The organism is Isoptericola sp. F-RaC21, from assembly GCF_038593535.1.
Taxonomy (GTDB): domain Bacteria; phylum Actinomycetota; class Actinomycetes; order Actinomycetales; family Cellulomonadaceae; genus Isoptericola.
In genome coordinates, this window is the sequence record NZ_JBCFYX010000001.1 from 579,528 (window position 1) to 601,604 (window position 22,077).

Here is a 22,077-nt window from a genome sequence, read left to right on the forward strand (position 1 = left end):
CGCGCCATGGACATCATCCTGGTTCCCGGGTTCTGGCTCGACGGCTCCGCGTGGGACGAGGTGGTCCCGGCGCTCGAGGCCGCCGGCCACACCGCGCACCCGATCACCCTGCCGGGCATGGAGTCGGCCGACGCCGACCGGTCCGGCATCCATCTCGCCGACCACGTGGACGCCGTCGCCGCCGCGATCGACGCCGTCCCGGGCGACGCGCCCGTCGCGCTCGTCGGGCACTCCGCGGGCGGCGGCCTCGTGTACGCGGCGTCCGACCGGCGTCCGCAGCGGGTCGCCCACGTCGTGTACGTCGACTCCGGGCCGTTCGCCGAGGGGCAGGCCGTGAACGCGGACCTCCCGGCCGACGTCGTCGACCACGACCTGCCCGCGTGGGACGAGCTCGAGGACGCCGACCTCGTCGGGCTCACCGACGAGCTGCGCACGCAGTTCCGGTCCCGGGCGGTCCCGCAGCCCGGCGGCACCGTCCGCGAGGGGCACCATCTCGGCGACGACCCGCGCCGGCTCGACATCCCCTCGACGGTGATCGCCTGCGAGATGCCGGGCAGCGTGCTGCGCGACCTCATGAGCTCCGGCCACCCGTACGTCGCGGAGCTCGCCCGGCTGCACGACTACGAGATCGTCGACCTGCCCACCGGTCACTGGCCGATGTTCACGCGGCCCGCCGACCTGGGGTCGGCGATCGTCGACGCGGTCGGTCGCTGACGGGCGGCGTCAGCCGATCGCGGCGACCGGCGCCGCGAGCGGCTGGCCGGAGCCGTCGCGGCGGTCGGTGCTCTCTGGCAGCTCGGCCGGCTGGCCGGCACCGCCGACGGCGCGCGCGGGGCCCTCGCCGACCCAGGCCAGGACGAGACCGTCCTCACCCTTGAGGAACCGGTGCGCGCGCACCCCTCCGGTGCCGCGGCCCTTGCCGGGGTACAGCTCGTAGGGCGTGACCTTCGCGGAGCCGCCGCCGGTGCCGGGGAGCGCGCCCGAGGCCCCGGCCACGGTGACGACAGTGTGCAGGTCGCGGGTCGCCGCGCGGGCCACGCCGAAGAAGACGACCTGCTGGCCCGCGCCGAGGCGGATGCCCGCCATGCCCGCCGCCGCGCGGCCCTGCGGGCGCACGGACGAGGCGTCGAAGTGCAGCAGGCTCGCGTCGGAGGCGACGAACACCAGCTCGTCGTCGTCGCCCACGGCGGCGGCGCCCACCACCCGGTCGCCGTCCTTTAGCGCGATGACGTCCCACTCGTCGCGGTTCGCGGGGACGTCGCCCGCCGCGACGCGCTTGACGACGCCGTTCGCGGTGCCGAGCGCCAGGGTCGGCGCGTCGTCCTCGAGGGAGACCACGGCGAGCGCGGTCTCGCCCGGCGACAGCGCCACCAGCTCGCTCACCGGGATCCCGCCCGACAGCGACGGCGGACCGTCCACCGGGGGCAGCGCGGGCAGGTCGAGGACCGACACGCGCAGCAGGCGGCCGGCGGACGTGACCAGGCCGACGTCGCCGCGCGTGGTCGCCGCGACGTCGCCCCGCATCGCGTCGTGGGCGTGCCGGCGGCCGGCGCGCTCCAAGGGCGCGTCCGCGGCCTCGCCCGAGGTGCGCGCCAGCAGGCCCGTGGCGGACAGCAGCGCCCGGGTGGGGGAGTCCGCGATCTCGAGGCTGATCGCGGGCGCCTTGCTGCGACCGCTCGTCGCCGCGGGCGCGGTGGCACCGCCGGCGGAGTCGAGCAGCACCGTGCGGCGCGGGGTCCCGTAGGTGGAGGCGACCTCGCCCATCTCGGCGCTCACGACCGCCCGCAGGCGGGCGTCGTCGGCCAGGATCTCCTGCAGCTCCGCGATCTCTCGCTCCAGCTCCGACTGCTCCTTCTCCAGCTCGATGCGGGAGAACTTGGTCAGCCGGCGCAGCTGGAGGTCGAGGATGTACGTCGCCTGGGGCTCCGACAGGTCGAATACGCCCATGAGCCGCTCGCGCGCCGTCGCGGCGTCGTCGGACGTGCGGATGACCTGGATGACCTCGTCGATGTCGACGATGGCGAGCAGCAGGCCCTGCACCAGGTGCAGCCGCTCCTGCCGCTTGGCGAGCCGGAAGGTCGACCGGCGGCGCACCACGTCGATGCGGTGCTGGACCCACACGCGCAAGAGCTCCAGCAGGCCGAGCGTGCGGGGCTGGCCGTCGACGAGGGCCACGTTGTTGATGCCGAACGAGTCCTCGAGCGGGGTGGTGCGGTACAGCTGCTCCAGCACGGCGTCCGGGTCGAAGCCGGTCTTCACCTCGACGACCAGGCGCAGGCCGTGGCTGCGGTCGGTGAGGTCCTGCACGTTGGTGACGCCCTGGATCTTCTTGGCCTTCACGCCGTCGGCAATCTTCTCGATCACCTTCTCCGGGCCGACGCCGTAGGGCAGCTCGGTGACGACGATGCCCTTGCGCCGCGGGGTGACGTTCTCGATCCGCGCCGTGGCGCGGGTGCGGAAGGTCCCGCGGCCCGTGCGGTACGCGTCGCGCACGCCCTCGAGCCCGACGATCTTGCCGCCGGACGGCAGGTCCGGGCCGGGCACGAAGCGCATGACGTCGTCCAGCGTCGCGTCGGGGTGGGCGATGAGGTGCTGGGCGGCGGCGACGACCTCGACGAGGTTGTGCGGCGCCATGTTCGTCGCCATGCCGACCGCGATGCCGGAGGAGCCGTTGACCAGCAGGTTGGGCACGGCGGACGGCAGCACCGACGGCTGCGTGAGCTTGTTGTCGTAGTTCGGGACGAAGTCGACGACGTCCTCGTCGAGGCCGGCGGTCATCGCCATCGACGGCGGCGCGAGGCGGGCCTCGGTGTACCGGGGAGCGGCCGGGCCGTCGTCGAGCGAGCCGAAGTTCCCGTGCCCGTCGACCAGCGGCAGGCGCATCGAGAAGTCCTGGGCGAGGCGCACGAGCGCGTCGTAGATCGCGGTGTCGCCGTGCGGGTGCAGCTTCCCCATGACCTCGCCGACCACGCGGGAGGACTTCACATGCGCGCGGTCGGGCCGCAGACCCATGTCGGACATCATGTACAGGATCCGGCGGTGCACCGGCTTGAGGCCGTCGCGGGCGTCCGGCAGCGCGCGGGAGTAGATGACGGAGTACGCGTACTCGAGGAACGACGTCTCCATCTCCGCCGCGACGTCGATGTCGACGATCTTCTCGTCGAACGGCTCGTCGGTGGCGGGTGCGCTGCTGCTCTTGCGCGCCATGCGGTGCGGCTCCTGGGCTCGGTCGGTGTCGTGCTCGTGCGGGCGTCCTCGGGGACGGCACCAGACTCTAGCCGGGGCCGCCCACAGCGCCGCGCAGGCGCGGCGACGGGACGCCGTCGGGGGGCCCGGATAGCCTGCTCGGGTGGACGTACCCGACACTCCGGACGAGCAGCCGGGCGCTGAGTACCCGGTCGCGTGGGAGGCCGACGTCGTGCTGCGCGACGGCACCACCATGCACCTGCGGCCCCTGCGCCCGGACGACGCCGACGCGATCCAGCGCTTCCAGGTGGCGCAGTCCGAGCGGTCGGCGTACTTCCGCTTCTTCGCCCCGGTGCGGCGCCTCACCGACCGGGAGCTGAACCGCCTCACGCACCTCGACCAGCGCGACCGGGTGGCCCTGGTGGCGGTGCGGCCCGGCGTCGACGACGCGGGCCGCCCGCGCGAGGACGTGCTCGGCGTCGCCCGGTACGACAAGGTCTCGCCCGCGGAGGCGGAGGTCGCGTTCAACATCGCCGACGCGATGCAGGGCAAGGGGCTGGGCTCGGTGCTCCTCGAGCACGTCGCCGCGGCGGCGCGCGAGCGCGGGGTGCGGCGCTTCACCGCCGACGTGCTGCCCCAGAACTCCTCGATGCTCGCCGTCTTCCGCGACGCCGGGTACGCCGTAAGCCAGCACCTCGACGACGGGGTGGTCACGGTCGCGTTCGACCTCGACCCGACGGAGCGCTCGCGGGAGGTGATGGCCGACCGGGAGCACCGCGCCGAGGCCCGCTCGATGCAGGCGCTGCTGTCCGCCCGCCGCGTCCTGCTCGTCGGTCCCGGCCCGGCGGGGCCCGGGGGAGCGACGCCGGAGCACCACCTCGCGCAGCGCGTCGTCGACGCCGCCGCGGCCGACCCGGGGGACACCCGGCTCGTCGTGCTCGGGGCACCCGGCCCGGTCCCGGACGCGCCGGGGCTCGCGGTCGCGGCGTCGTGGGACGACGCGCTGGGGGGCGACGTCGGTGACGACGACGCTGGTGACGACGGCGCTGGTGACGACGACGCGAATGCCGGCGCGGGCGACGAGGGCGCCGACCTCGCGCTGCTGTCGGTGCCGCCGGACGACGCCGTCGACGCGGTGCGGCGGCTGGCCGGGCGCGGCGTGCGCGGCGTGGTCGTGCTCGCCGCCGGGTACGCGGAGACGGGCCCGGACGGCCTGGCCCGCCAGCGCGAGCTGGTGCGCGCCGCCCACGCGGGCGGGATGCGGGTGGTCGGCCCGGCGTCGTTCGGCCTGCTCACCACCACCCCTGGCGCGCGGCTGCACGCGAGCCTCGCCGAGCGGCCGCCGCGCGCCGGCGTGGTCGGGATGTTCTGCCAGTCCGCGCCCGCGGCGGTCACCCTCACGCGGACGCTCGAGCGCCGCGGGCTCGGCGTCTCGGCGCTCGTGTCCGCGGGGCACCGCGCCGACGTGTCCGGCAACGACCTCATGCAGTACTGGCAGGACGACGCCCGGACGTCCGTCGTCTGCCTCTACCTCGAGTCCATCGGCAACCCTCGCAAGTTCTCGCGGATCGCACGCCGGCTCGCCGGGGTCAAGCCGGTCGTCGTGGTGGTCGCCGGCCGGTCGGGGCAGGTCGTGCCGCCGGGGCACGCGGTGCGGGCCACCCGCGCTCCGCGCCGCCTGCTCGACGAGATGCTGCGGCAGTCCGGCGTCATCCGCGCGGAGAACACGCACCAGCTCATGGACGTCGCGCAGGTGCTGGCGCACCAGCCGCTGCCGACCGGCGGCCGGGTGGGCATCCTCGCGTCGTCGGCCGCGCTGGCCGCGCTCGTGGCGGAGGCCGCCGCGGCGGCCGGGCTCGTCGTCGCCGCGTCGTCGGACTTCCTGCCGCCGGACGCCAGCGACGAGCAGATCGCCCAGGTCACCGACGCGCTCTACGCGCCGGGCGCGTGTGACGTCGTCGTGGCCGTCGACGTGCCGGTCGTCGTGCCGCGCACGGGGGCGGTGGCCCGCGCGGTCGCCGAGGCGGCCGCGCGGACCGGGCGCACCACCGTCGCGTCGATGCTCGGCCTGAGCGGCCTGCCCGACGAGCTCGCGGCCACCGGCCCCGACGGCACGCCGGTGCGGATCCCCGCGTTCTCCACGCCGGAGGACGCGGTGACGGCGCTCGGCAAGGTCGTGACATACGCGCGCTGGCGCACGGAGGACCGCGGCACCCACGTGCGGCCCGAGGGGATGGACGCGCGGCGGGCGCGGAAGCTCGTCGAGGGCTGGCTCGCCGGCGCCGAGGGCGACGGACGCGCGCTCACCCAGGACGAGACGGCGGAGCTCCTCGACTGCTACGGCGTGCGGCTGTGGCGCTCGCGGACCGTGCGCACGGCGGACGAGGCCGTCGCCGCGGCCGACGAGCTCGGCTGGCCGGTCGCCCTCAAGACCGCGTCCACGGCGCTGCGCCACCGCACGGACCTCGGCGGCGTGCGCCTGGACATCGCCGACGCGGCCGAGCTGCGGGCCGACGTCGAACGCATGCGGCAGGTCGCGCTCGACGTGCTCGGGCTGGACGAGCCGGTCATGGAGGTGCAGGCGATGGCGCCCGTGGGGGTGCCGTGCGTCATCCGCTCCGGCGAGGACCCGCTGTTCGGCCCGAAGGTGTCGTTCGGGCTCGCCGGCGACGCGACCGACCTCCTCGACGACGTCGCCTACGGCATCCCGCCGCTGACGGACGTCGACGTGGCCGCCATGGTGCGCACCGTGCGCGCGGCGCCGCGGCTGTTCGGGTACGGCGGAGCGCCCGAGGCGGACATCGACGCGCTCGAGGACGTGTTCGCGCGCGTGTCCGTGCTGGCGGACGACCTCCCCGAGCTCGCCTCGCTGGAGCTGTACCCCGTCGTCGCGGGCTCCGTGGGTGTGAGCGTGCTGCACGCCGTCGTCCGGCTGCGGTCCGCGGCGCAGCGCGCCGACGCGCCGCGGCGCGCCCTGCCGGGCTGACGTGCCGGAGGGCCGCAACGGTACGGGCCGGCGACGGCGGTGGTCAGGCCGGTCGGCGCGGTGGGAGAATGCCCGGGTGCCGCATGCCACTGCCCGAGAGAACCTCCGTGCCGACCTGTCCGCCCACGTGCGCCGGGCCGGGTACTACCCGGACCTCGTGGAGGACGTCCTCGACGTCGCGCTCGCCGACGAGGACGTGCTCGCGCACCTCGTCCAGGCGGAGACCACCTTCGACGACGCCGTCCGCCGCCACCTCACCGTGCTGGCGCTCACGCCCACCCGTCTCGTCACGGCGCACGTCGACGACCACGAGGGCGACGCCGCCCACCCGTCGTCGGCGGCCGCGACCACCGAGGCCGTGCCGCTGAGCGAGGTCCGTTCCGTCGCGCTGACCCACATCGTCGCCGAGCCCGCCGAGCACCGCCCGGGCGACAGCGCGTCGGAGCTCACGCTCGCGATCGGCTGGGGCGCCGTGTCCCGCATCGACCTCGAGCCGGCCCAGTGCCCCGACCCGAACTGCGAGGCCGACCACGGGCTCACCGGACAGCTCACCCCGGACGACGTCGTCGTGCGGGTCAGCGGCGCGGCCGAGGGGCGCGACGCCCTACGGCGGGCGATCGCGTTCTCGCGCGCCCTGTCGGCGGCGACGGGGACGGGCGGGCGCGCGGTCCGATGACGGCGACCCTCGCGCTGCCCGAGGGGCTGCTCGCGCCCTCGTACGGGGCGGGTTCGCTCGCCGCCGTGCTGCCCGCCGTGGCGGGCGCCCTGGGGGCGGACGTCACCACGGCCACCGGGCTGCGGTCCGACGAGTGCCGCGAGGCGCTCGGGCTGCCGGCCGACGTGCGCCGGGCGGTCGTCGTGCTCGTGGACGGGCTCGGCCTGGGCAACCTGGCCGAGCGCGGCGGGCACGCCCCCTTCCTGCGCTCGCTGGCAGCCGAGGGCCGGTCGGTCCTGTCCAGCTTCCCCTCGACGACCGCGGCCGCGCTCGCGACGTTCGGCACCGGCACGGCCCCGGGCCGCACCGGGCTGCTGGGCTACACCCAGCGCAACCCCGCCACCGGCGGCCTGGCCACCACCGTGTCCTGGACCGAGCAGTCCGACCCGTACCGCCGGACCAAGCTCTCGGGCCCGATGCGCGCCGAGCCGGAGGACGTGCAGCGCGAGCCCACCGTGCTCGAGACGCTGGTCGCCCGCGGCGTGCGCGTCGCCTCGCCCGGCCCGGCCAGGTTCGCAGGCTCCGGGATGACCCGCGCGGCGCTGCGCGGGCCGCGCTACGTGCCGGCCGACGGCCTGGACGTCCAGGTGGGCGCGGCGGTGCGGGAGCTGCGCGAGCCCGGCCTGGTGTACCTGTACCACGGCGCCGTCGACAAGGCCGGGCACCAGCACGGACCGCAGTCGTGGCAGTGGGGCGACGCACTCGAGGAGACCGACGCCGAGCTCCGCCGCCTGGTGCGCTCCGTGCCGCGCGGCACGCTCGTCGTCGTCACCGCCGACCACGGGATGGTGACGGCCGACCTGTCCCGTCAGCACGACGTCGCCGCGCACCCCGGGCTCGCGCGCGACGTCGCCCTGCTCGGCGGCGAGCCGCGCGCCGGCCACGTGTACGTCACGCCGGGCGCCGACCCGCGGGACGTCGCGGACCGCTGGGCCGCGGTGCTCGGCGACGACGCGCTCGTCGCGCTGCGCGACGACGCGGTCGCGGCCGGCTGGCTGGGCCCGGTGGCCGACCACGTGCTCCCCGCCGTGGGCGACGTGCTGGTGGCGGCGCGCGGCGGGGCGACCGTCGTGGACTCGCGGCTGCACCCGTCCGGGGCCCGCGAGATGCCGGGCGTGCACGGGTCGCTCACGCCGGCGGAGATGGTCGTGCCGCTGCTCGTCGCGCAGGCGTAGGAGGGGCGTCACGGCGCCGAAAGCCGTGGCGGGCCGGCCGCACGGGTGCCACGATGCCGGGATGGAGCAGCGCACGCCCGCCGGCGAGCAGGAACCCGCGTCCCGCTGGACGCGGGCCACCGTCTACCCGGACATGTGGGTCGACCCGGACGACGACCCGCGCGAGAGCGCCGTGGAGCTGGTCGACGAGCGGGCGATCCTGCTCGACTCGCTGCGCTCGTACCGGCTGACCGTCGAGATGAAGTGCGCCGACCTGGACGCCGAGCAGCTCGCCCGCCGGTCCGTGCCGCCGTCGACGATGTCGCTGCTGGGCCTGGTGCGCCACCTCACGGAGGACGAGCGGCACGTGCGTCGCATCATGACCGGCGAGGACGCGCCGTGGCTGTACCGCAGCGAGGCGCACCGCGACGGCGACTGGGACGGGGCGGTGCCCGACGCCGCGGTCGTGGAGGAGGCGTTCCGGCGCTGGCGCGAGGAGATGGCGGCCACGGACCGGATGGTGGACGGCATCGACGACCTCGGGACGACCAACGCGGGGTTCTCGGACCTGGGCGCCGAGCCGGGCGGGGAGATCTCCCTGCGCGAGCTGCTGCTCAGCCACGTCGAGGAGTACGCGCGGCACTGCGGCCACGCGGACCTGCTGCGCGAGTGCGTCGACGGGCGCGTCGGGCAGTGACGAGCCGGTGACCGGTCGGGCCGCCCGCGTCTGACAGGATCGGGCGCATGGCCGAGCTCGTCTTCTTCTCCGGGACCATGGACAGCGGCAAGTCGACGCTGGCGCTGCAGACCGACCACAACCACGCGGCGCGCGGACGGACCGGGCTGATCTTCACCCGCGACGACCGCGCCGGCACGTCCCGGCTGTCCTCCCGGCTCGGGCTCGAGGTCGACGCCCGCGAGGTCACCGACCACACCGACTTCTGGGACGTCGTCGCCGCCGAGCGGCAGGCGGGACGGGTCGTGGACTACCTCGTGTGCGACGAGGCGCAGTTCTACTCCCCGGCGCAGGTGGAGCAGCTCGCCCGCCTCGTCGACGAGGTGGAGCTGGATGTCTTCGCGTTCGGCATCACCACCGACTTCCGCACCCGCCTCTTCCCCGGCGCCGCCCGCCTCATCGAGCTCGCCGACCGGGTCGAGGAGCTGCAGGTGCGCTCTCTGTGCTGGTGCGGCGCCCGGGCCACGCACAACGCGCGCACCGTGGGCGGCGCCATGGTCGTCGAGGGGGACCAGGTGGTGGTCGGGGACGTCGCGGGTGCGCCCGACGGCGGCCCCGTCTCCTACGAGGTGCTGTGCCGGCGCCACCACATGCGCCGCATGACGCAGGCGGACGCCCGCCGGCGGGCGGCGGTCACGGACCAGCTGGACCTCGGCGACGGCGCCACCCCCGACCACCGGTGATCGAGCCTGCCGAGATCCAGCGACCGGGTTTCGACAGGCTCAACCAGCGGCGGGGCCGGGGTCAGGAGGAGGGGCGGCCGCCGCCGAAGACGATCTCGTCCCAGCTCGGCACCTGCGCGCGGCCCTTGCGCCCGGAGCGTCGCGACCCGGCGGGCTTGTCGCTGCGTGGCGCCGGGGCGGCCGGCTGCGGCCCCGCGGCGCCCTGGGCGGGCGGGCCGCTCGGGGCGGGCGCGTCGTCCACGACGTCGGGCCGGCCGGCGGGCGAGCCGTCGCCGGGGTCGTCCCCGCCGTCCGGCTCGGGGGGCAGGACGCCCGGGACCGGCCGTCGCGACCCGGAGGGGTGGGTCGACCGGTCCGGCGGCGCGGCGCGCAGGCCCGCGCGCCGCGACCCGAGGTCGACGACGCTCGCGCCCGCCGGGACCTCGTCCGCCTCGGGCGCGGGCGGCTCGCCGGCGGTGCTGGCGCGCTCGGCCGCGGGGGCGCTGACGTGGCCCACGGGGATGGGCGTGGGGGAGGGCTCGACGTCGTCCGTCGTGCGGGCGGGCGACCGCCGCCGGTCGCCGGGGCGCTGCCCGCGCCGGCCCGCGAGGTCGTCCAGGAGCAGCGCCGTCGTGTCGTCCTCGACGTGCCGGCGGGGCGTGGCCGTCCGGCCGCCCGTGGACGGCACGCCCAGCACGTCGGGGGAGACCGGGTCGTCGGGCTGGCCGAGCCAGCGCGCCTCGTCGTCCAGCGGCGTCACGACGCGTCCCTTGGGGTCGAACGTCCAGCGGGCCGAGCGGTCGCGATCGCCGGCGGAGAACCGCACCTCGACCACCCAGGGGGCCGTGCCGTCGCGGCGGGCGGACCAGCGCGCCTCGTCGGTCGTGACGCCCCGTGCCGCCAGGCGCGTGTCGGCGACCTCGCCGAGCGTCGTCGTCTCGTCGTCCCCGGGCAGCCGGTGGGCGCGGACCTGGCCGATGGCGTGGTTGCGCTCGGCGGCCACCGGCCACTCGTAGCGCTGCACGTGCTCGGCGGGGAGCCCGGACTCCTCGGCCAGCTCTTCGACCGACGCGCCGGCGCGCAGGCGCGCCTGCAGGTCGCGCGGGCGCAGCGTCGTGGCCGCCTGGGCGCGCAGCGCCTCCGTGCGCGGCCGGTCGCGTCGCACCGCGGCGCGCAGCGCCTCCGTGATGGGCAGGGTGCTCTCGGTGCCGTCGGGGCCGCGCAGGACCAGGCGCTCACCGTCCTCGTGCAGCCTCACGAGCTCGAGCTCGGCCATGCTTCCTCCCTCACAGGTCGCCCTCGGGTCAGTCCGTCGGGGCGGGTCCGCCGGTTCGAGGGTGCCACCGGCGCGCGGCACCGACGCGCAGGCGCGTCGGTGTGCCGTCGATTGACGGGTGCCATCGGCGCGCTGTGCGGTCGTGCGCCTGGGAGGATGACGTCCCGTGGACGCGTTCACCTCCGGCCCGGTCTCCTACCTGGAGCTCGTCGCGGTCTTCGTCGCGGCGGTCTCGGGCGGTCTCGCCGCCGTGCGCCGACGGTTCGACGCGTTCGGCGTCCTCGTGCTGGCGTGGGTGACAGGGCTGGGCGGCGGGATCCTGCGCGACGTCCTCATCGGCGACACGCCGCCGGTCGGCATCTCGAGCTGGCGGCTCGTGCTGGCGGCCCTCGCCGCGGGCGTGATCATCTTCTTCTTCCACCCGGGGCTGGAGCGCATGCGGCGCTCCGTCCTCGTGCTCGACGCCGCCGCGCTCTCGCTGTTCGTGCTGCAGGGCACCACGAAGTCGCTCGACCTCGACGCGGGCGCGCTCGCCTCCGTGGTCGTCGGGGTGCTCACCGCCGTGGGCGGCGGGATCCTGCGGGACGTCCTCGTGGGCGAGGTGCCGCTCGTGTTCGCCGACCGTCAGCTCTACGCGGTGCCCGCGCTCGTCGGCGCCGGCCTCACCGCGGTCCTGTGGCACGAGGGCGTGCTGCAGCCCTGGACCGCGCTCGGGGTGGTGGTCCTCGTCTTCGGGTTCCGCATCGCATCGCTCGCGCGGGGGTGGACCGTGCCGCACCCGGGCCCCGGCTGGACCGCCCGGTGGGGGCGTCGGTCGGGCAAGATGTAGGCCGTGGACGAACCGACGGCGACCCGTGACCTGCCCGACGGCCTCGACGGCGACATCGACGTCGAGGCGCTGCGGGCGCTGGCCCGCAGCCTCGCGTGCGAGGCGGGCGCACTGGTGCGCGACGGCCGCCCCGAGCGGGTCGAGGTCGCCGCGACCAAGTCGAGCGCCGTCGACCCGGTCACGGCGATGGACCGTGCCTCCGAGGAGCTGCTGCGCGCGCGCCTGGCCGCCGAGCGGCCCGACGACGCGATCCTGGGCGAGGAGGGCGACGACGTCCCCGGCACCTCCGGGCTCACGTGGGTGCTCGACCCGATCGACGGCACGGTCAACTACCTGTACGGCGTCGCGTCGTACGCCGTGTCCGTGGCGGTCGTCGCGGGGCCGCCCGACCCGGAGCGGTGGACGGCGCTCGCGGGCTGCGTGCACTCGGTGGTCGACGGGCGCACCTGGACGGCCGCCCGTGGCGGCGGGGCCGAGCGCGGCGGCCGCGCGCTGCGGGTGAGCGCGCCGGCGTCGCTCGCCCAGTCCCTCGTGGGCACCGGGTTCGGGTACGCGGCCGAGCGCCGCGCGCGCCAGGCGGAGGTCCTCGCGGACGTGCTGCCGCGCGTGCGCGACATCCGCCGGCTCGGGGCGGCCGCGATCGACCTGTGCCTGGTGGCGGAGGGCGCGCTCGACCTCTACTACGAGCGCGGCATCAACTCCTGGGACATGGCGGCCGGCGGGCTCGTGGCCGCGGAGGCCGGCGCCTGGGTGGGCGGCCTGCGCGGCCGGGGGCCGAGCAGCGCCATGACGGTCGCCGGGCCGGCGCCGGTCGTGACCGAGCTCGTCCGGTTGCTCGAGGACGCCGACGCCGACCGTCCCGAGGGCCTGAGCGACTGACGAGGTTCGGGCGTTCCGCGGCCTCCCGCGGAGGTGAAAAATCGCGTCAGAGCGTCGGTCATGCCCTGGGCGAACACTCCGCCGCCCGGGTGCGTCGTCGCAGGTCAGGGCCCGATGACGCGGCTGTGACACGAGGAACAGCGCGCGGTGTCGCGCGCCCGCCCGAAATGGTGCACAATCCGTGGGCCGACCGGGAACAAAACCCGGTCACCGAGCATTATCAGCGCGTACCGATCCCGACACCACGGAGCGTGACCACACAGATGGCAACCGACTACGACGCCCCCCGCAAGAACGACGAGGACGTGGAGCAGGACTCGATCCAGGAGCTCCAGGCGCGTCGTTCCGACAAGTCGTCGGGTGTCGTCGACGAGGACGAGACGGAGGCTGCGGAAGGCTTCGAGCTTCCGGGCGCCGACCTGTCCGGCGAGGAGCTCGCGGTCCGCGTCCTGCCCCGCCAGGCCGACGAGTTCACCTGCACGAGCTGCTTCCTCGTCCACCACCGCAGCCAGCTGGCCTACGAGAAGAACGGTCAGATGATCTGCACGGAGTGCGCCGCCTGACCCCTTGCCGGTCGGGGCACCAGCACCACGGACGACACGGGCCGTCACGTCGAGACGTGACGGCCTTCGTCGTCCCCGGGGGCGGGCGGTCCCGTGCGTCGGAGGAGGTCAGCGCGCGAGCGCCGCGGCCAGCTCCTGCGGCCGCCGCGTCGACAGCAGCCAGTACGGGGTGGGGTCGAGCGGGTCCTCCAGCTCCACGCGCACGCCGGTGCGCGCCCACGCGCGCAGGCACACGAACGCGCGCGCGTCGAGGGCGGGGCCCAGCGCGGTGCGCATCTCGTCGGCGTCGTCCATCGTGGTGACCGCGCCGAGGAGCCCGACGTCGACCTGCGCCCTGCCGGCGCGCAGCCGCCCGTCCGCGACCTCGATGACCGGGGCGGACGCGAAGAGCGCCACCAGGGTGCCGGCCGCCACGAGCACGCCGACCACGGCGGCGACCGCGTGCGCGAGCGGCCAGAGCGTCACCCCGACGATCACGCCCAGCCCGACGGCGCCGCACCAGGCGGCCGGCCCGGGCGAGAGGCGCTCCCGGTAGGCCGGGCCGGTGACGGGGGACGGGTGGGGCGCGTGCTCGCTCATGGGCTCATCATCCCAGCACCGCGCCGAGGGTCCGTCCGTGGCCGGGCGCCGCCGGTGCACGGCCCGACGGTCGGCTACGCTTCCCGGGTGCCTGAGACTGCCAGCCATGCGAGCACCGACCGGAGCACGGTGGACGTGCTCGTGACGCTGCTCGACGACGTGCCGACCCCCGCCTACGCGCACCCGGGCGACGCCGGCGCGGACCTCGTGACCACCGTCGACGTCGAGATCCCGCCGCAGGGCCGCGTCGTCGTGCCCACGGGGGTCGCGATCGCGCTGCCCGAGGGGTACGCGGCGTTCGTGCACCCGCGCTCCGGGCTGGCCGCCAAGCACGGGGTCACGGTGGTCAACGCGCCCGGCACCATCGACGCGGGCTACCGCGGCGAGATCAAGGTGATCCTGCTCAACACGGACCTCGCCGAGCCCGTGCGGCTGCGCCGCGGCGACCGGGTGGCGCAGCTCGTGGTGCAGCGGGTGGAGCACGCGCGCTTCCTCGTCGCGACGACGCTGCCGGGGTCCCACCGGGGCGAGGGCGGGTTCGGCTCGAGCGGCGGTTTCGCCGGCGGCTGACGGCCCCCGGACACGGACCGGAGGCACGCGCGAACCGGTCTACTGTGGGAGATGGGTAGGGCTCGCCCGGCCGCCGGGCGAGCAGGACGACGAGAAGGAGATCCTCCGTGGGGCTGTTCCGGCGCAACGCGTCGAAGAAGGGGACCGACGAGACCCGGGAGCCCGCGACCGCGGAGGCCGCGGAGCCCGGCACCGTCGCCGGCCCGGACACCGGCGACGCCGCCGAGCGTCCCGAGCGCGGCCCGTTCGACTCCACCCAGGTGACGGGCATGGGCCCGCGCGTGGACCTCGGCGCCGTCTGGCTGCCCGTCCTGCCCGGCCTCGAGCTGCGCATGGAGGTCGACAAGAAGACCCAGAAGGTCACCGGCGTGTCCGCGACCCTCAACGGCTCGGGCCTGCAGGTGCAGGCGTTCGCGGCGCCCCGCACGGAGGGCATCTGGGACGAGGTGCGCGCCGAGATCGGGGCGTCCATCACGCGCCAGGGCGGCACCGTGGACGACGTGCCCGGCACGTTCGGGCGCGAGCTCATCGCGCGCATCCCGGCCACCGGCCCCGACGGCCAGCCCGCCGTGCGCCCCGCCCGTTTCGTGGGCGTGGACGGTCCGCGCTGGTTCCTGCGGGGCGTGCTCTCGGGCCGCGCCGCGGTGGACGCCGAGGCGGCGAAGCAGCTCGAGTCCGTGTTCGCCAACGTCGTCGTCGTGCGGGACGGCAACCCGCGGCCGCCGCGCGACCTCCTCACGCTGACCCTGCCCAAGAGCGCGCGGCCGGGCGGCGCCCCGGCCGAGGACGCCGCCGACGGTCCCGACGGCGCCACGCCGCAGACCCCGTCGTTCGACCCGCTGACCCGCGGGCCGGAGATCACCGAGATCCGGTGAGCGGCCCGGCCGCGAGGCCGCCCCGCCCACCAGCCTGGAGCTGTTGATGTCCCTGCGAACCGCCGTCCGGCACGCGCTCGCCTCGGCCGACGAGGTCGCCGCCGACGAGGAGCGGCACGAGGCCGCGGCGCACCGCGGCTGCACCCCCGTGTCCGACCTGGGCGACCGCCGGCGGGCGAGCGCGGCCGGCGTGCTGCGCTCGGTCGTGCTGCGCCCGCGCGAGGGCGTGCCGACCGTCGAGGCCGAGCTGTACGACGGGTCGGGCTCCCTCGACCTCGTGTGGCTGGGCCGCCGCGCCATCGCGGGCATCGACCCCGGGCGCCGGATCCGCGTCGAGGGGCTGGTCTGCGACATCGAGGGGCGGCGCACGATGTTCAACCCCCGCTACGAGCTGCGCGCGCGGGCCGGCGAGTGAGCGACGGGTACCCCGCAGCGGGGAAGCCGACCGACCCCCGCGCGGCGGCCCCGGACGGGCGTGGCGTGCGGGCCGTGACGGGCGACTCGTTCTCGTTCGGACAGGCCGTCGGCGGCGTGCGCGGCGTGGTCGAGGCCGTGCTGCCCGGTCTCCTCTTCGTGGTCATCTACGTGGTCGCGTCGATGGGGGGCGACGAGCGGGCCGCCCTGACGTGGGCGCTCGTCGCGTCCGTGGGCGCGGCGCTCGTCGCCGTCGTGGCCCGGCTGGCGCAGCGCACCCCGATCACGCAGGCGCTGGGCGGGCTGCTCGGCATCGGCGTCGGCGTCTTCTGGGCCTGGCGCTCGGGCGAGGCCCAGAACTTCTACGTGTGGGGGCTGTGGACCAACGCGGCCTACCTCGCGGCCATCCTCGTGTCCCTGGCGGTGCGATGGCCGGTGGTCGGGCTCGTGGTGGAGGCGGTGCGCGGCGGGTTCGCCGACGTCGCCGCCGAGCGTGCCCGGGGCGGCGAGACCGAGGCGTCGGCCGGCGCCGACGCGCCCGACACCGACGAATCCGACACCCACGCACCTGGCGCCGACGGCGCCGCGCCGAGCCCGCTCGCCGCGCTGGTGGCGTGGCGCAAGGACCCGGAGCTGCTGCGGCGGTACACGCTCGCCACCTGGTTCTGGGCGGGCCTGTTCGCGCTGCGGCTGGCGGTCAAGGTGCCGCTGTACTTCGCGGACAGCGTCGGCTGGCTCGGCACCGCGCACCTGGTGCTCGGCGTCCCGCTGTGGGGCCTGGTGCTCTGGCTCACCTGGGTCGTCGTGCGCGGCGCGCACGACGGGCGGACGACAGGGCCCGCGAGCGAGCCGGCGGCGTAGCCCCCGCCTACGCCGGCCGCTCGCCGTCGGGCTCGGGCCCGGTCTCGGCGTCCGGCCCCGTCGGGGCGGTGCCGTCCGTGGTCACGTGCTCGGGCGCCACGAGCGGCTCGCCCGCCGCGATGGCGGCGACGTCCGGGCTGCCGTGGGCGAGCAGGTGCTGCAGCGACTCCTCGTCGGCCTGGCTGCCCATCACGAGGACCAGCTCGTCGCCCGTCTCGAGGGTGTCGTCCACCGTCGGGGCCAGCGGCTGCGCCCCGCGCACGATGCACGCGAGGACCGTGTCCGTGGGCCAGACGACCGAGCCGACGCGGGCCCCCACCAGCGGGGAGTCGTCGGGCAGCGTCACCTCGACGATGTCCGCGCCGGACTGGTGGAACGTGAAGATCCGGACCAGGTCCCCGACCGCCACGGCCTCCTCGACCATGGCCGTCATGATGCGCGGCGTGGACACGGCGACGTCGACGCCCCACGAGCCGTCGAACATCCACTCGTTCTTCGGGTTGTTGACCCGCGCCACGGTGCGCGGCACCCCGAACTCGGTCTTGCACAGCAGGGAGAAGACGAGGTTGGCCTTGTCGTCCCCGGTGGCGCCGACCACGACGTCCGCCCCGGTGACGTCCGCCGCCTCGAGGGAGGACAGCTCGCACGCGTCGGCGAGCAGCCAGTCGGCCTCGGGCACCTGGGCGACCCGCATCGCGGCGGGGTTCCTGTCGATGAGCACGACCTCGTGGTCGTGCGAGAGCAGTTCGCGGGCGATCGACCGGCCGACCGACCCTGCCCCGGCGACGACGACGCGCATCAGCTGTCCTCCTGCCGCGGCTCGTGGGTGAGCACCCGCTCGACGGCGGCCGCGTCGTCTGCGCGCATGAGGACGTGCAGCACGTCGTTCTCCTGCAGCACCGACGCGGGGTTCGGCAGGATGCCGTCGGTGTAGCGCGACAGGAACGCGACCCGCGCCCCGGTGGCCTCCTCGATGCGGTGCACCGTCGTCCCGGCCCAGCCCGGGTGGTAGTCGACCTGCGCGAGGCGCACCTGGCCGGACGGGTCGCGGTACTCGTCGGTGGCGCCCAGGGGGAGCATGCGGCGCAGCACCTGGTCGGCCGTCCAGCGCACGGTCGCGACGGTCGGGATGCCGAGCCGCTGGTAGATCTCCGCGCGCTGGGGGTCGTAGATGCGCGCCACGACGTTCTCGACGCCGTACGTCTCGCGCGCGACGCGCGCGGCGAGCACGTTGGAGTTGTCGCCGTCGGACACGGCGGCGAAGGCGTACGTGTCCTCGATGCCGGCCTGGACCAGCGTGTCCCGGTCGAAGCCGACGCCGGTCACCTTCTGCCCGGAGAACCCGGCCGGCAGGCGGCGGAACGCGTCGGGGTTCTGGTCGACGACGGCCACGGAATGGCCTCGGGACTCGATCGTCTGCGCGAGCGTCGACCCGACGCGACCGCAGCCCATGATCACGAAGTGCACGGGCGAAACGCTATACCTCGCGGGGGCCCCGGTCATCGCGACGGACACCGCGTCGGGACGCGCGCGCTCGCGGGGCCCGGCGGGCATAGCATTGCTCGACGTGTCGGACATCGCGGACGCTGCCAAACGGCTCCTCATCGGGCGCCCCATGCGCAGCGAGAACCTGGGGCACACGCTGCTGCCCAAGCGCGTCGCGCTGCCCGTGTTCGCGTCGGACGCGCTCTCGTCCGTGGCGTACGCGCCGGACGAGATCCTCCTGACCCTCGCCGTCGCCGGCATCGCCGCGACGACGATCTCCCCGTGGGTGGGCCTCGGCGTCGTCGTCGTGCTGCTCGTGGTGGTGTCCTCCTACCGCCAGAACGTGCGGGCGTACCCGTCCGGGGGCGGCGACTACGAGGTCGCGACGACGAACCTCGGGCCCTCGGCCGGCATCGGCGTCGCCTCGGCCCTCCTCGTGGACTACGTCCTCACCGTGGCGGTCTCGATCTCGTCGGGCGCGCAGTACGCGGCGTCCGCCCTGCCGTTCCTGCGCGGGCACGAGGCGCTGTTCGCCGTCGCGGTCGTCGTGATCCTCACCGTGATGAACCTGCGCGGCGTGCGCGAGTCGGGCACGGTCTTCGCCATCCCGACCTACTGCTTCATGGCCCTCGTCGGGCTCCTGGCGGTGGTCGGGGCGATCCGGTTCTTCGCGGGCGACCTGCCGCTGGCGGAGAGCGCCGGCTTCGAGATGACGCCCGAGGCGGGCTTCGACCAGGGGCTCACGGGCCTCGCGGGCGCGTTCCTCCTGGCCCGTGCGTTCGCCTCCGGCTGTGCCGCCCTCACCGGCGTGGAGGCCATCAGCAACGGCGTCCCGGCGTTCCGCAAGCCCAAGTCCCGCAACGCGGCCACGACCCTGGCCCTGCTGGGCGGCATCTCGGCCACGATGATGATCTCGATCCTGCTCCTGGCGCAGGCCACCGGCGTGAAGTACGTCGAGAACGCGCACGAGCAGCTCACCGCGGGCGGCCAGCCGCTGCCGGCCGACTACAACCAGCACCCGGTGCTCAGCCAGCTCGCGGAGGCCGTGTTCCAGGGCTTCACGCCCGCGTTCGTGGCGATCTCGATCGTCACCGGCCTGATCCTGGTGCTCGCCGCCAACACGGCGTTCAACGGCTTCCCGGTGCTCGGCTCGATCCTCGCCAAGGACGGCTTCCTGCCGCGACAGCTGCACACCCGCGGCGACCGGCTCGCGTTCTCGAACGGCATCATCACCCTCGCCGTCGCCGCGATCGTCCTCATCGTGGCGTTCGACGCGCAGGTCACCCGCCTCATCCAGCTGTACATCGTGGGCGTGTTCGTGTCGTTCACGCTCTCGCAGCTCGGCATGGTCCGGCACTGGACGCGGGCGCTGCGCAAGGAGCCGGACCCCAAGGAGCGCGCGCGCATGCAGCGCTCCCGCCTCGTCAACGGCGTCGGCTTCGTGATGACGGCCACGGTGCTGGTCATCGTGCTGGCCACGAAGTTCACGCACGGGGCGTGGATCACCCTCCTGGCGATGGGCGTCCTGTTCGTCCTCATGAAGGCGATCCGCGCGCACTACGGGCGGGTGCGCGACGAGCTGGAGCTCGACGACGTCGCGGGCGCGCGCGCCCTGCCCAGCCGCGTGCACGCGATCGTGCTGGTCTCCAAGATCCACAAGCCGACGATGCGCGCCGTGGCGTACGCGCGGGCGTCGCGCCCGTCGGTGCTCGAGGCCGTGACCGTGGGCGTGGACGCGGAGGAGATCGCCGAGCTGCGGGCCCGGTGGGAGGCGCTCGACCTGCCGGTGCCGCTGCGCGTCCTCGACTCGCCCTTCCGCGAGATCACGCGGCCGGTGCTGAAGTACGTGCGCTCCGTGCGCCGGGACTCGCCGCGCGACCTCGTCGTCGTCTACATCCCCGAGTACGTGGTCGGGCACTGGTGGGAGCAGCTGCTGCACAACCAGTCGGCCCTGCGGCTCAAGGGCCGGCTGCTGTTCACGCCCGGCGTCGTGGTGGCGTCGGTGCCGTGGCAGCTGTCGTCGTCGGCCGGCCAGACCGGCCTCGAGGGCACGTCCCCGCGCGGCCCGCGCTTCTGACCCGTTCGGACCGCGGCGCGGGCCGGGGGAGAATGGTCCCCATGCCCCGACCTCGCCGTTCCGCGCCGCGCCCCCGACCCACCGCCCCGGACCCCGAGGTGGGGCGCGAGGTCGAGCTCGAGATCGGCCCCGTCGCGCACGGCGGTCACTGCGTCGCGCGCCTCGACGGCCGTGTCGTCTTCGTCCGGCACACCCTGCCCGGGGAGCGCGTGCGCGCCCGCGTGACCGAGACGGGATCGCGCTTCTGGCGCGCCGACGCGATCGAGGTGCTCGAGGCGTCGCCCGACCGCGTCCCCTCCGCGTGGCCCGAGGCGGGCCCCGGCGGCGTCGGCGGCGGCGAGCTGGCGCACGTGTCCCTGCCCGCCCAGCGCCGCTGGAAGGCGGCCGTGGTCGCGGAGCAGCTGGCGCGGCTGGCGCACCTCGACCGCGAGGTCGAGGTGGAGGAGGCGCCGGGCGACGACGAGCGCGACGGCCTCGGCTACCGCACCCGCATCGACCTCGTGGCCGACGCCGACGGGCGCGCGGGCATGCGGCGGTTCCGCTCCCACGACGTCGTGCCGCTCGACGGGATGCCGCTCGCGACCGAGGCCGTCGCGGCGCTCGCGGAGGCCGAGGGCGTGTGGACCCGGCGCTGGCACCCCGGCGCCCGCCTCGAGCTGGTGGCGCCGGCGGACGGCGCGGACCCCGTGCTCCTCGTGGACGACGTGCCGTGGCGCCGCGGGCGCGCGGACACCCGCCCCAACGCGCGACGGGCCGTGACCGAGACGGTGCGGGCGGGCGGCGCGGAGCACCGCTACCGCGTCGCGGCCGACGGTTTCTGGCAGGTGCACCGGGCGGCGCCCGACCTGCTCGCCGGCGCCGTGCTGGCCGCGGCGGGCGACCTCGACGGCGCCACCGTGCTGGACCTGTACGCCGGCGCCGGCCTCTTCACGGTGCCGCTCGCGCACGCCGTCGGCGCCTCGGGACGGGTCGTCGCCGTCGAGGGCGACGCGCGCGCGGTGAAGGACTCGCGGCGCAACGCGCACGACCTGCCCCAGGTCGAGCTGCACCTCGGGGCCGTCGACCAGGTGCTCACCGGTGGCGACGCCGGCGGGGCGACGGTGGGCGAGGGGACGGACGTGGTCGTCCTCGACCCCCCGCGCGTGGGTGCCGGCCGCGCCGTCGTGGACGCGATCGCCGCGCGCGGCCCGCGCCGCGTCGTGTACGTGGCGTGCGACCCGGCGGCCCTCGCACGCGACATCGCCTACCTGGCGGCGCACGGGTACGAGCTGTCGGGGCTGCGCGCGTTCGACCTCTTCCCGATGACCCACCACGTGGAGTGCGTCGCGGTCCTCGAACGGTGACGTGCGGACGCCGCCGGGGGCGTCAGGCGTGGCGACCGGCGGCGGACGCGAACCCGAGCCAGGTGTGCCGGTTGCGCCACCAGCACCAGCCGACCTTGGGTGCACCGCGACGCTCGGCCCCGTCGCGGCCGGTGCCGTTCGAGATCCAGACGGCGGGCGTACGCGCGTCGTAGGTGCCGTCCGGCCGCCGCAGCCGGGAACCGATGGTCATGAAGCAGAGGTTCCGGGCGAGCACGTCGGGGGACTGCAGCACCCAGTGGATCCCCTCGGCGAGGGTGAGCGGGCTGGCGCCCCGCGCGGCGATCGCCGGCTCGGCCTCCTCGGGCGACCAGTTCGCCATCGCGTCGCCGCGGTCGGGGGCGGCGACGGCGTAGACGTCGGCGTCCGGCACGTCGACCCCGGGCACGGGCGCGAAGTCGTCCACGTCGCGCATGTCGACGACGACGAACCCCGAGCGTTCCACGGCGCCACCGCGAACGGTCGCCGTGCGGCGCAGGTGTCCGGCCAGGGCGGACGGCGGCAGCACGCGCGGGTGCACCACCAGCAGCGACCCGGCCGGGGCGGTGCGCTCCAGCGCCGTGGCGGCGTCGCGCAGCGCGGCGGGGGAGAGCGCCTGGGTCGGCACGACGCCACGGTCGACGAGCAGCTCGGCCTGGGCGGTGAGCGGCGGCAGCGGGGGCATGGGAGGGGGCATGGGAGTCCTTCCGGTCGGGAGCAGCAGCACAACGCGCGGGCCGCGGCCGCTGTTCCCGTGCGCCGTACGGGAAATTCCCGCCGCGTGCGGCGCCGGGACCTGACGCCGAGATATCTTGACGTCAAGATATATGGGCTATGCTGACCAGGTGCCCGGCGTACGCTGGGCGGAGCCCCCAGAACCACGGCGTCGG

21 protein-coding genes are annotated in these 22,077 nt (G+C 75.7%); 15 read left to right on the plus strand and 6 right to left on the minus strand.

Features of this window, described 5'->3' with window-relative positions; genetic code table 11:
* The first annotated feature begins 6 nt into the window (after positions 1–6).
* Positions 7–714, plus strand: coding sequence for an alpha/beta fold hydrolase (locus tag AAG589_RS02675; protein WP_430565695.1), 708 nt, complete (start codon positions 7–9; stop codon positions 712–714).
* A gap of 9 nt (positions 715–723) precedes the next feature.
* On the opposite strand, the gene AAG589_RS02680 is transcribed toward AAG589_RS02675, so the two are convergent.
* Entirely contained in the window at positions 724–3,207 is a 2,484-nt protein-coding gene (locus AAG589_RS02680; RefSeq protein ID WP_430565696.1) for a DNA gyrase/topoisomerase IV subunit A, read from the minus strand.
* Between the two features lie 142 nt (positions 3,208–3,349).
* Between AAG589_RS02680 and AAG589_RS02685 the strand changes: the two genes are divergently transcribed.
* The 5 genes from AAG589_RS02685 (at position 3,350) to AAG589_RS02705 (ending at position 9,460) form a co-directional block, all read left to right on the plus strand.
* Positions 3,350–6,172: a GNAT family N-acetyltransferase gene (locus AAG589_RS02685; protein ID WP_430565697.1), complete on the plus strand. Its 2,823-nt coding sequence runs from the start codon at positions 3,350–3,352 to the stop codon at positions 6,170–6,172.
* Between the two features lie 76 nt (positions 6,173–6,248).
* The gene (locus AAG589_RS02690) at positions 6,249–6,848 is read left to right on the plus strand and encodes a DUF5998 family protein (protein WP_430565698.1); all 600 of its coding nucleotides are present in this window, start codon (positions 6,249–6,251) and stop codon (positions 6,846–6,848) included.
* Positions 6,845–8,062 (plus strand): alkaline phosphatase family protein, encoded by a 1,218-nt coding sequence (locus tag AAG589_RS02695; protein WP_430565699.1) that lies wholly within the window; start codon positions 6,845–6,847, stop codon positions 8,060–8,062. The genes AAG589_RS02690 and AAG589_RS02695 overlap by 4 nt, the downstream gene beginning before the upstream one ends.
* Before the next feature lie 61 nt (positions 8,063–8,123).
* Positions 8,124–8,738, plus strand: a complete 615-nt coding sequence (locus tag AAG589_RS02700; protein WP_430565700.1) for a DinB family protein — start codon at positions 8,124–8,126, stop codon at positions 8,736–8,738.
* A 47-nt stretch (positions 8,739–8,785) separates the two neighbouring features.
* On the plus strand, positions 8,786–9,460 hold the full coding sequence (locus AAG589_RS02705; RefSeq protein WP_430565701.1) for a thymidine kinase: 675 nt from the start codon (positions 8,786–8,788) through the stop codon (positions 9,458–9,460).
* A gap of 61 nt (positions 9,461–9,521) precedes the next feature.
* Here AAG589_RS02705 and sepH read toward each other — a convergent pair whose 3' ends face one another.
* Positions 9,522–10,715 carry a septation protein SepH gene (gene sepH, locus AAG589_RS02710; protein WP_430565702.1) on the minus strand — a complete coding sequence of 398 codons (1,194 nt, stop codon included), beginning with the start codon at positions 10,713–10,715 and terminating at the stop codon, positions 9,522–9,524.
* Positions 10,716–10,881: 166 nt separating this feature from the next.
* Here sepH and AAG589_RS02715 point away from each other — a divergent pair, with 166 nt between their 5' ends.
* The 3 genes from AAG589_RS02715 (at position 10,882) to AAG589_RS02725 (ending at position 12,986) form a co-directional block, all read left to right on the plus strand.
* Complete coding sequence (locus tag AAG589_RS02715; protein WP_430565703.1) at positions 10,882–11,544, plus strand: trimeric intracellular cation channel family protein; 663 nt, start codon at positions 10,882–10,884, stop codon at positions 11,542–11,544.
* A gap of 3 nt (positions 11,545–11,547) precedes the next feature.
* Positions 11,548–12,423 (plus strand): inositol monophosphatase family protein, encoded by an 876-nt coding sequence (locus AAG589_RS02720; RefSeq protein ID WP_430565704.1) that lies wholly within the window; start codon positions 11,548–11,550, stop codon positions 12,421–12,423.
* 263 nt (positions 12,424–12,686) lie between these two features.
* Entirely contained in the window at positions 12,687–12,986 is a 300-nt protein-coding gene (locus AAG589_RS02725) for a DUF4193 domain-containing protein (protein WP_429729811.1), read from the plus strand.
* A gap of 108 nt (positions 12,987–13,094) precedes the next feature.
* Here the strand turns inward: AAG589_RS02725 and AAG589_RS02730 are convergent, their stop codons facing one another.
* The gene (locus AAG589_RS02730) at positions 13,095–13,565 is read right to left on the minus strand and encodes a DUF3093 domain-containing protein (protein WP_430565705.1); all 471 of its coding nucleotides are present in this window, start codon (positions 13,563–13,565) and stop codon (positions 13,095–13,097) included.
* A gap of 87 nt (positions 13,566–13,652) precedes the next feature.
* On the opposite strand from AAG589_RS02730, the gene dut reads away from it, so the two are divergent.
* The 4 genes from dut (at position 13,653) to AAG589_RS02750 (ending at position 16,285) form a co-directional block, all read left to right on the plus strand.
* Positions 13,653–14,135, plus strand: a complete 483-nt coding sequence (dut, locus tag AAG589_RS02735; protein ID WP_430565706.1) for a dUTP diphosphatase — start codon at positions 13,653–13,655, stop codon at positions 14,133–14,135.
* A gap of 107 nt (positions 14,136–14,242) precedes the next feature.
* On the plus strand, positions 14,243–15,010 hold the full coding sequence (locus AAG589_RS02740) for a DUF3710 domain-containing protein (RefSeq protein ID WP_430565707.1): 768 nt from the start codon (positions 14,243–14,245) through the stop codon (positions 15,008–15,010).
* Between the two features lie 46 nt (positions 15,011–15,056).
* On the plus strand, positions 15,057–15,425 hold the full coding sequence (locus tag AAG589_RS02745) for an OB-fold nucleic acid binding domain-containing protein (protein WP_430565708.1): 369 nt from the start codon (positions 15,057–15,059) through the stop codon (positions 15,423–15,425).
* A gap of 65 nt (positions 15,426–15,490) precedes the next feature.
* On the plus strand, positions 15,491–16,285 hold the full coding sequence (locus AAG589_RS02750) for a DUF3159 domain-containing protein (RefSeq protein ID WP_430565709.1): 795 nt from the start codon (positions 15,491–15,493) through the stop codon (positions 16,283–16,285).
* Between the two features lie 7 nt (positions 16,286–16,292).
* Here the strand turns inward: AAG589_RS02750 and AAG589_RS02755 are convergent, their stop codons facing one another.
* Complete coding sequence (locus AAG589_RS02755; protein ID WP_430565710.1) at positions 16,293–17,084, minus strand: potassium channel family protein; 792 nt, start codon at positions 17,082–17,084, stop codon at positions 16,293–16,295.
* Entirely contained in the window at positions 17,084–17,737 is a 654-nt protein-coding gene (locus tag AAG589_RS02760; protein WP_430566215.1) for a potassium channel family protein, read from the minus strand. The genes AAG589_RS02755 and AAG589_RS02760 overlap by 1 nt, the downstream gene beginning before the upstream one ends.
* A 115-nt stretch (positions 17,738–17,852) precedes the next feature.
* On the opposite strand from AAG589_RS02760, the gene AAG589_RS02765 reads away from it, so the two are divergent.
* Both AAG589_RS02765 and AAG589_RS02770 read left to right on the plus strand, forming a co-directional pair.
* Positions 17,853–19,847 carry an APC family permease gene (locus AAG589_RS02765; RefSeq protein ID WP_430565711.1) on the plus strand — a complete coding sequence of 665 codons (1,995 nt, stop codon included), beginning with the start codon at positions 17,853–17,855 and terminating at the stop codon, positions 19,845–19,847.
* Between the two features lie 41 nt (positions 19,848–19,888).
* On the plus strand, positions 19,889–21,190 hold the full coding sequence (locus tag AAG589_RS02770; protein WP_430565712.1) for a class I SAM-dependent RNA methyltransferase: 1,302 nt from the start codon (positions 19,889–19,891) through the stop codon (positions 21,188–21,190).
* A gap of 22 nt (positions 21,191–21,212) precedes the next feature.
* On the opposite strand, the gene AAG589_RS02775 is transcribed toward AAG589_RS02770, so the two are convergent.
* On the minus strand, positions 21,213–21,884 hold the full coding sequence (locus AAG589_RS02775) for a DUF5701 family protein (RefSeq protein ID WP_430565713.1): 672 nt from the start codon (positions 21,882–21,884) through the stop codon (positions 21,213–21,215).
* Positions 21,885–22,077: the final 193 nt, after the last annotated feature.

What these genes read in the sequence shown, in the direction of transcription:
- AAG589_RS02675 (WP_430565695.1), top strand. Translation starts at nt 7, where the DNA reads ATGGACATCATCCTGGTTCCCGGGTTCTGGCTCGACGGCTCCGCGTGG.
- AAG589_RS02680 (WP_430565696.1), bottom strand. Translation starts at nt 3,207, where the DNA reads ATGGCGCGCAAGAGCAGCAGCGCACCCGCCACCGACGAGCCGTTCGAC.
- AAG589_RS02695 (WP_430565699.1), top strand. Translation starts at nt 6,845, where the DNA reads ATGACGGCGACCCTCGCGCTGCCCGAGGGGCTGCTCGCGCCCTCGTAC.
- AAG589_RS02700 (WP_430565700.1), top strand. Translation starts at nt 8,124, where the DNA reads ATGGAGCAGCGCACGCCCGCCGGCGAGCAGGAACCCGCGTCCCGCTGG.
- AAG589_RS02705 (WP_430565701.1), top strand. Translation starts at nt 8,786, where the DNA reads ATGGCCGAGCTCGTCTTCTTCTCCGGGACCATGGACAGCGGCAAGTCG.
- sepH (WP_430565702.1), bottom strand. Translation starts at nt 10,715, where the DNA reads ATGGCCGAGCTCGAGCTCGTGAGGCTGCACGAGGACGGTGAGCGCCTG.
- AAG589_RS02725 (WP_429729811.1), top strand. Translation starts at nt 12,687, where the DNA reads ATGGCAACCGACTACGACGCCCCCCGCAAGAACGACGAGGACGTGGAG.
- AAG589_RS02730 (WP_430565705.1), bottom strand. Translation starts at nt 13,565, where the DNA reads ATGAGCGAGCACGCGCCCCACCCGTCCCCCGTCACCGGCCCGGCCTAC.
- AAG589_RS02745 (WP_430565708.1), top strand. Translation starts at nt 15,057, where the DNA reads ATGTCCCTGCGAACCGCCGTCCGGCACGCGCTCGCCTCGGCCGACGAG.
- AAG589_RS02755 (WP_430565710.1), bottom strand. Translation starts at nt 17,084, where the DNA reads ATGCGCGTCGTCGTCGCCGGGGCAGGGTCGGTCGGCCGGTCGATCGCC.
- AAG589_RS02760 (WP_430566215.1), bottom strand. Translation starts at nt 17,737, where the DNA reads ATGGGCTGCGGTCGCGTCGGGTCGACGCTCGCGCAGACGATCGAGTCC.
- AAG589_RS02770 (WP_430565712.1), top strand. Translation starts at nt 19,889, where the DNA reads ATGCCCCGACCTCGCCGTTCCGCGCCGCGCCCCCGACCCACCGCCCCG.
- AAG589_RS02775 (WP_430565713.1), bottom strand. Translation starts at nt 21,884, where the DNA reads ATGCCCCCTCCCATGCCCCCGCTGCCGCCGCTCACCGCCCAGGCCGAG.